Annotated in this window: 6 protein-coding genes; all 6 read left to right on the plus strand. The window is 65.0% G+C overall.

The window, feature by feature from the left end:
* Nucleotides 1-411 (plus strand): pyridoxal-phosphate dependent enzyme (locus EOA22_RS25395; protein ID WP_127371421.1); only part of this gene is annotated, 411 nt, incomplete at its 5' end.
* Nucleotides 412-424: 13 nt separating this feature from the next.
* A complete protein-coding gene (locus EOA22_RS25400) occupies nt 425-1,912 on the plus strand; it encodes an aspartate aminotransferase family protein (RefSeq protein WP_063169664.1) in 1,488 nt (495 codons plus the stop codon).
* A 49-nt stretch (nt 1,913-1,961) separates the two neighbouring features.
* Nucleotides 1,962-2,318: a hypothetical protein gene (locus tag EOA22_RS25405; RefSeq protein ID WP_024502169.1), complete on the plus strand. Its 357-nt coding sequence runs from the start codon at nt 1,962-1,964 to the stop codon at nt 2,316-2,318.
* Nucleotides 2,319-2,445: 127 nt separating this feature from the next.
* Entirely contained in the window at nt 2,446-2,817 is a 372-nt protein-coding gene (locus tag EOA22_RS25410) for a hypothetical protein (protein ID WP_063169665.1), read from the plus strand.
* A gap of 114 nt (nt 2,818-2,931) precedes the next feature.
* On the plus strand, nt 2,932-3,558 hold the full coding sequence (locus tag EOA22_RS25415; protein ID WP_013528606.1) for a CDGSH iron-sulfur domain-containing protein: 627 nt from the start codon (nt 2,932-2,934) through the stop codon (nt 3,556-3,558).
* A 121-nt stretch (nt 3,559-3,679) separates the two neighbouring features.
* On the plus strand, nt 3,680-4,396 hold a 717-nt coding region (locus EOA22_RS25420; RefSeq protein ID WP_281040787.1), incomplete at its 3' end, for a hydantoinase/oxoprolinase N-terminal domain-containing protein.

Below are 4,396 nucleotides of genomic sequence, written 5' to 3' on the forward strand. Positions count from 1 at the left end.
GTCCAGCAGCGCGGCGTCGATGGTGCTCCCGCCGCCAGCCATCCAGCCTTCGAGCCGCACCCGATCCAGGGCTGGACGCCGGATTTCATCCCCAACGTGCTGCAGGAGGCGATCGACACCAGCCTCTATGACGAGGTGATGCCGATCGCCGGGCCCGAGGGCATCAAATGGGCGAGGGAATTGGCGCGCAAAGAGGGCATCTTCACCGGCATTTCCGGCGGCGCGACCTTCGCCGTGGCACGGCAGGTCGCGGAGGAGGCGCCGGCCGGTGCGGTGATCCTGTGCATGCTGCCCGACACCGGCGAACGCTACATGTCGACACCGCTGTTCGACGGCATCGAGGCCGAGATGGATGCCGACGAGACCGCCCTGTCGCGCTCGACGCCCGGCTGCCAGTTCCCGGCGGCTTGACGGGAGATCTGGTATGGACGCCGTGCAAGAAAACCTCGGCCTTTTGGCCGAGGAAACGCTCGATCCCCTGGACTGGGCCGATGTGCAGGCCCTGTCGCACCGGGTCATCGACGATGCGGTCGATTACCTCCGCGATGTGCGCGACCGCCCGGTCTGGCGGGAGATGCCGGCCGATGTGAGAGGGGCCTTCTCGGCGCCGCTGCCGCGCTCGCCGGCGCCGCTGGATGCGGTCTATTCTGAGGTGTCCCGCACGGTGATGTCCTATCCAATGGGCAACATCCATCCGCGCTTCTGGTCCTGGTATATGGGGTCGAGCAATTTCACCGGTGCGCTCGGCGATTTCCTGGCGGCAATCCAGGGCTCGAACCTCGGCGGTGGCAACCACGCCGCCGGGCTGATGGACAGCCAGGTGGTGAACTGGTGCAAGGAGATGCTGGGCTTTCCCGCTTCTGCCGGCGGCACGCTGGTCAGCGGCGGCTCGATGGCCAACATCATCGGGCTGACCGTGGCGCGCAACGTCAAGGCCGGCATCGACGTGCGCGAGCATGGTGTCGCCGCCATCGAAAAGCCGCTGCGCTTCTACGGCTCGGAGCAGATCCACTCGTGCCACCGCAAGGCGATGGAGGCACTTGGCCTCGGCAACCGGGCACTGCGCCGCATCCCGACCGATGCCGGGCTGCGCATCGATATCGCCGCCTTGCGGGCAGCGATCACAGAGGACCGCGCGGCAGGGTTCAAGCCGGCCTGCGTCATCGGTACGGCGGGCACCGTCAACACCGGGGCGATCGACGATTTGCAGGCGCTTGCGAAGCTGTCACATGAGGAAGGCCTCTGGTTCCATGTCGACGGCTGCATCGGCGCGCTGATCGCCATTGCGCCTGAGAATGCCCATCGCGTCGCCGGCATCGAACGGGCGGATTCGGTCGCGCTCGATCCCCACAAATGGCTGCACGCGCCGTTCGAAGTCGGCTGCGCCCTGGTCAGGGATGCCGCCGCGCATCGCGGGACCTTCGCGGTGACGCCGGAATATCTGGAATCGACGCCGCGCGGCCTCGCTTCCGGCGAATGGCTGCACGACTACGGCCTGCAGACGTCGCGCGGTTTTCGCGCGCTGAAGGTGTGGATGGCGCTGAAGGAGCACGGTGTCGAGAAATTCGGCCGCCTGATCGACCAGAACATTGCCCAGGCCGTCTATCTTGCCGGCTTGATCGAGGCCGCGCCGCGGCTGCAGCTGGCGGCATCGCCGACCGTCAACATCGTCTGCTTCCGCTATCAGCCCGGTCTGACAGGCGAGGCTCTGAAGGTGCTCAACACGGAGATCATGCTGCGGCTGCAGGAACAGGGCATTGCGGCCCTTTCGGACACCACGGTGCATGGCGAGCACTGGTTGCGCGTGGCGATCACCAATCATCGCACACGGCGCGAGGATCTCGACCTGCTGGTGCGTGAAACGGTGCGGCTGGGGCATGAGATCGCGACGCAGGGTTCCGCACCTTCCTAGTAGCGGGCAGGCATGCGATTCTGCCGCGGTGATTCGGGAGATCCAGGCCGTGACGCTGTTTCGTATGGTTGCACTGGCGGCGCTGGTCTTCACCGCCTCGGCGCAGGCCGCCGACATGGCCTTCTTCGTCAAGAACCTGCGCAAGGAAGCAGTCGCGGTCGAGCTGTTCAGCCGCGACCGCGAGACGGTCTGGCCGGGCAACGACAAGGTGTTCCTGATCGCCCCAGGGTCGCAGAAATCTGTGCCGTTCTCCTGCAATCAGGGCGAACATATCTGCTATGGCGCCTGGGCCGACGGCAATGACAGCCTCTCGGCCGGCGTCGGGCCGGACAATGACCAGCCTTGCGACACCTGCTGCTTCATCTGCGTCGAACACTCGACAGAGACGATCGATCTGGTGCCGTAGAGCGCGGAAGTTTTCGTTGGACCCAAATTAAGTCAGGGATCGGCTCGTCCGGTCCACTTCCGCGATTCAGCGCTGCGTGCGATGGTCGCCACGCGGCCGGGTGGGCCGCTTATTCAGGGGGTCACTCATGTTTCATATCTATGCGCGCCGCGTGCTGGCCGCGCTGTCTCTCCTCATGCTGCTCGTGCCGGCGGCGCGTGCCGACGATGTCACCTTTGCCATCAAGAACGGCCACCCCAACGCCATGCGCGTCGAACTCTACAGCCAGGATCGCGACTATGTCTGGCCGGGCGATGACAAGGACTTCTACCTCGACGACGGCGAGACCAAGCAGCTGCCGATATCCTGCAACGCCGGGGAATCGATCTGTTACGGCGCCTGGGTCGATGGTGACGAGGGCACCTATTGGGGCGTCGGCCCCGGCAACAAGGAAAAATGCGAGGATTGCTGCTATACCTGCAGCGGCGGCGAGACCGAGGAGATCGAACTGGTCCCCTGACCGGTTTGCCAGCTTGACGGTCTTCGGGCTGGAGCCATAGCCTGTGCAAATACCCAGCGCGCGCCGCCTCGAACTGTTCAGACGCGACGTGCTTCAGGCAAAAGGAGCTCAGCTATGGCCGGCATGGTCGAAAGCGACAAGATCGACGTCGGGTTTTCCGGCAAGCGCTGCATCCATTCGCGCAACTGCGTGCTCGGCGATCCGCACGTCTTCGTGCCCAACGCGCCGGGTCAATGGATCCATCCCGAGGCGGCCAGCGTCGAGAAGATCGTCGCCATCGCCGAAAGCTGCCCGTCGGGCGCCATCACCTATGTCAGGAAGGATGGCGGGCCGCAGGAGCAAGCACCGGTGGTCAACACGGTGCGGCTGCGGGAAAACGGCCCGCTGGCGGTACACGCCGAGATCGTTCTCGACGGCGAGACTTCTTATCGTGCCACGCTCTGCCGCTGCGGCGCTTCGGAAAACAAGCCGTTCTGCGACGGCAGCCACAACAAATCCGGTTTTGCCGCCACCGGCGAGCCGCAGCTGAAGGACACGCCGGCGCTCGAAGCGAGAAATGGTCCGCTGAAAGTGACGCCGACCACCAATGGCCCGCTCAAGCTTGAGGGCAATCTCGAGATCGTCACCGGAACCGGCCATACGGTCGACCGTACACAACGCGCCTTCCTCTGCCGCTGCGGCCATTCCGCCAACAAGCCGTTCTGCGATGGCACGCACAAGAAAGTGGGGTTTGTCGGGTAGGTTGGCGCTTCGGCCAACGCTGCCAATCTCCGCCTTGGCCCAGCGCTCGCAGCTTTATCGACCCGCCCGCATCGGCTAAAGGCAGGGGCAGACAGACTCCCCAGCCGGACCGCCGCCAAAAATGACAGCCAAGACCAAGCCAAAACCGTTGTTCCTCGGAATCGACACCGGCGGCACCTATACCGATGCCGTGTTGTGGTCTGAAACAGAAGGCCCGCAAGAAGGGCCGAACAAGGGCAAGGTGCTGGCCAAGGCCAAGGCGCTGACCACCAGGCATGATCTTGCCGTCGGCATTTCCGGCGCCGTCGACGCGGTGCTGCAGAAAGCCGGAACCGATCCGGCTGATATCAAGCTGGTGTCGATGTCGACGACGCTTGCCACCAACGCGCTCGTCGAGGGCCAGGGCGGCCGCGTCGCGCTGGTGATGATCGGCTTTTCCGAGGGCGACCTCGCCCGCGACGGGCTGAAGGCCGCGCTCGGCACCGATCCGGTGGTTTTTTGTCCGGGCGGTCACGACGTGCATGGCAATGCCGCCAAGCTCGATCTGTCCGGACTGGAAGCGGCGCTGCCGGAACTCGGCGCCTCGGTGTCCGGCTTTGCCGTCTGCGCCTACTTCGCCACCCGCAATCCGGCGCATGAGATCGCCGCCCGCGAGTTGATCCGCGACAAGTCCGGCCTGCCGGTCACATCGAGCCACGAGCTGTCGGCCAAGCTCGGCGGCCCGCGCCGGGCGCTGACCACTTTGCTCAACGCCAGGCTGATCTCGATGATCGACCGGCTGGTGGCAGCAACCGAAGGTTTTCTTGGAGAACGCAACATCGCGGCACCGCTGATGGTG

The organism is Mesorhizobium sp. M7A.F.Ca.US.014.04.1.1, assembly GCF_003998745.1.
Taxonomy (GTDB): Bacteria; Pseudomonadota; Alphaproteobacteria; order Rhizobiales; family Rhizobiaceae; genus Mesorhizobium; species Mesorhizobium ciceri.

Excerpts from the sequence above, each read along its gene's own strand:
- EOA22_RS25400 (WP_063169664.1), top strand. The coding sequence starts at position 425 with ATGGACGCCGTGCAAGAAAACCTCGGCCTTTTGGCCGAGGAAACGCTC.
- EOA22_RS25410 (WP_063169665.1), top strand. The coding sequence starts at position 2,446 with ATGTTTCATATCTATGCGCGCCGCGTGCTGGCCGCGCTGTCTCTCCTC.
- EOA22_RS25415 (WP_013528606.1), top strand. The coding sequence starts at position 2,932 with ATGGCCGGCATGGTCGAAAGCGACAAGATCGACGTCGGGTTTTCCGGC.